This is a genomic window from Pseudoalteromonas sp. S2755 (assembly GCF_005886535.1).
Taxonomy (GTDB): domain Bacteria; phylum Pseudomonadota; class Gammaproteobacteria; order Enterobacterales; family Alteromonadaceae; genus Pseudoalteromonas.
Window position 1 is genome coordinate 1 of record NZ_PNDS01000270.1, and the last position, 311, is coordinate 311.

Consider the following 311-nt stretch of genomic DNA (forward strand, 5'->3'; position numbering starts at 1 on the left):
TATTGAAGAATTGGAGGTGTCTAAATAACACAGGGTGCCCTCGCGTGATAATTGAAAAAACGGGATTATTCGCATTAAACACGAACTCAGTTATAATGCCCGCAGCGAAGCTGTGAAGGACAATAGCCCAGTATCGTGCAAAATGAGTCGAGGAATAATTATGACCGTTCGCATCATTATGGGCTCAAAAGCAGACTGGCCTACCATGCAACCTGCAGCTGAAAGGTTAGATATATTTGCGATTGATTTTGAATCTATAGGGGTTTCCGCAGCCCGTCCGCCCCCGCTTGTTCCGGTATATTATTAGAGCT

Annotated in this window: 1 protein-coding gene; it reads left to right on the forward strand. The window is 44.7% G+C overall.

What is annotated here, in order from left to right:
• Nucleotides 1-160 precede the first annotated feature (160 nt).
• Nucleotides 161-307: an AIR carboxylase family protein gene (locus tag CWC03_RS23185; protein ID WP_138583830.1), complete on the forward strand. Its 147-nt coding sequence runs from the start codon at nucleotides 161-163 to the stop codon at nucleotides 305-307.
• Nucleotides 308-311: the final 4 nt, after the last annotated feature.

What these genes read in the sequence shown, in the direction of transcription:
- CWC03_RS23185 (WP_138583830.1), top strand. Translation starts at nt 161, where the DNA reads ATGACCGTTCGCATCATTATGGGCTCAAAAGCAGACTGGCCTACCATG.